The organism is Pseudoalteromonas sp. bablab_jr010, from assembly GCF_016464105.1.
Classification (GTDB): domain Bacteria; phylum Pseudomonadota; class Gammaproteobacteria; order Enterobacterales; family Alteromonadaceae; genus Pseudoalteromonas; species Pseudoalteromonas simplex.
Genome location: NZ_JACDWV010000021.1, coordinates 1 through 1,955, shown reverse-complemented (window position 1 = coordinate 1,955; position 1,955 = coordinate 1). Strand labels below are relative to the sequence as shown.

Annotated in this window: 2 protein-coding genes; one reads left to right on the top strand and one right to left on the bottom strand. The window is 43.1% G+C overall.

Annotated features, from left to right (window positions below; translation table 11 throughout):
* Window positions 1-57 precede the first annotated feature (57 nt).
* Window positions 58-513 (bottom strand): IS200/IS605 family transposase, encoded by a 456-nt coding sequence (tnpA, locus tag JIG37_RS00395; RefSeq protein WP_206769683.1) that lies wholly within the window; start codon window positions 511-513, stop codon window positions 58-60.
* A 77-nt stretch (window positions 514-590) separates the two neighbouring features.
* On the opposite strand from tnpA, the gene JIG37_RS00390 reads away from it, so the two are divergent.
* A partial coding sequence (locus JIG37_RS00390) for an RNA-guided endonuclease TnpB family protein (RefSeq protein WP_199528370.1) occupies window positions 591-1,955 on the top strand: 1,365 nt, incomplete at its 3' end.

Genomic DNA, 1,955 nt, shown 5'->3' with positions numbered 1-1,955 from the left:
TTGAACATTAGGCTTGCGCAATCTCACCCTTTCAAGGGCGAGTCAAGCAAGAGGTAACTAGTCTTTTTTCTGACTTAAAGCGCGTGAAGTTTTTACGGCTCTTTCACTTGGCGGTGTGTTTTGATTTTCAATGTACTGCTTAATTACATCCAAACTCGCGCCGCCGCATGACACGACACAATAACTAGGCGACCAAAAGTGATTTCCCCAAAGCATCGTCTTAATCCGATTCCAATACTCACGCCTTAGTATATATGACGACTTCCCTTTTAATTTGCCAACCAAATTCGATACAGCAACTTTGGGGTGAATAGACACCATTAAGTGAACGTGGTCATGTTCTCCACCAAACTCTAAAAGCTCGCAATCCATTTGCTTACAGGTTTCCTCCATTATCTCTTTGGTTCTATCTAACATCTCTTTAGTGAAAACGTCTCTTCGGTATTTTGTAACAAATACTAGGTGAGCATTGTTTTTAAATAGGCAGCTTCTGCCTGTTCTCCATTCGTACATTTTACTTATAGACTAGATTGACAATTTAACGCTAAGTGTAATAATAGTTACCGCAATTGACAACCGACGGAAAGAGCATGCTAACTGGCATTAAGCTACGTGCTAACCCAACATCATATCAAAAACTGGTTTTAAGCCAGTGGATGGGTTGCGCACGCAGTATTTGGAATGCCAAAGTTGACGAAGAAAAGTATTACCGCACCTTTGCACGTAAATACTACCCAACGGGCACTTATGCCCCAATTGACCAGAAAACATCACAATTCAAGTCGAAGGAGTTAACCCCTTGGCTATCTCGATGCCCTAGTCAGATTATCCGAAACAGTGCGGTTAACTGGTATCAGACTTACCAAAAATTCATGAAAGGCGTGTGTGGGCGACCTAAGCGCAAACCTAAAACTGACCGAGGTAGCATCTATCTTACTCGTGAGGTGTTCAGCTTCGAACGTTGCGAAGATGGAAACTTACGACTATTTATCGGCACGAAGACTAATAATATTGGTTACTTATCCTTTAAAGCGCATGGCAAGTTCGAGAGCCCAAACTCGCTATATGTGCGCAAAGAGCGTGGTCAATATTATGTATCTTTCTGTTATGAAGACGGCAATAGCGAAGAAGAACTTCCTAGCAATGCTGAACATTTGGAATTCTTGCAGGGTTCAACCAAAAAATATCTGGAAGAACATACTATTGGTGTAGATCGTGGCGTGGCAATTCCTGTTCACGCAGGCTCTATAACGTTCGATTTCTGCGAAAACCAGAAATCGAACATGACCAAAGCTGACCGCTATATCAAGCGACTTCAACGCAAGTTATCACGCCAGAAAAAAGGCTCTAGCCGAAGAAACAAAACCAAACATCGCATTGCTACGCACCATGCTAAAAAGGCGAATATTCGAAACGATTTTGCACATAAAACAAGTCGTTCGTTAATCGAAAGCAAGGCTAAGGTTATAGTGTTCGAGGCTTTACGAACCTCAAGCATGACGCGCAAGCCAAAGGCGAAGCAGGATGAACAAGGTCGGTATGTGTCAAACAAAACCAAACAAAAGGCTGGGCTAAACAAGTCTATTTTAAACGTTGGCTGGCACATCATAGAGATTTACACCAAATACAAGGCCTACCAAGCAGGAAAAGCCGTCTTCAAAATACCCGCCCCGCATACCAGTCAGGAGTGCGCTGAATGCGATCACACTCACCCCGACAACCGTAAATCACAAGAGCTATTTGTGTGCGGTAACTGTGGCAATACTGACAATGCAGATAACAATGCATCAAAGGTCATAAAGAAACGGGCAATTAACCTAATATTAGACACTGGAACGGTGTTGTCTGGCGATGGAGTTCTAATAACTCAGGCAGATAGTGGACGTGGAGGCAATCGTAAGACTAGCCGAGTCAAAAGCTCGACTAGCGGTGTCCAACGAAGCGTCAAAAAAGAA

Bases quoted from the DNA above. Each gene is read 5' to 3' on its own strand.
- tnpA (WP_206769683.1), bottom strand. From the start codon at position 513: ATGTACGAATGGAGAACAGGCAGAAGCTGCCTATTTAAAAACAATGCT.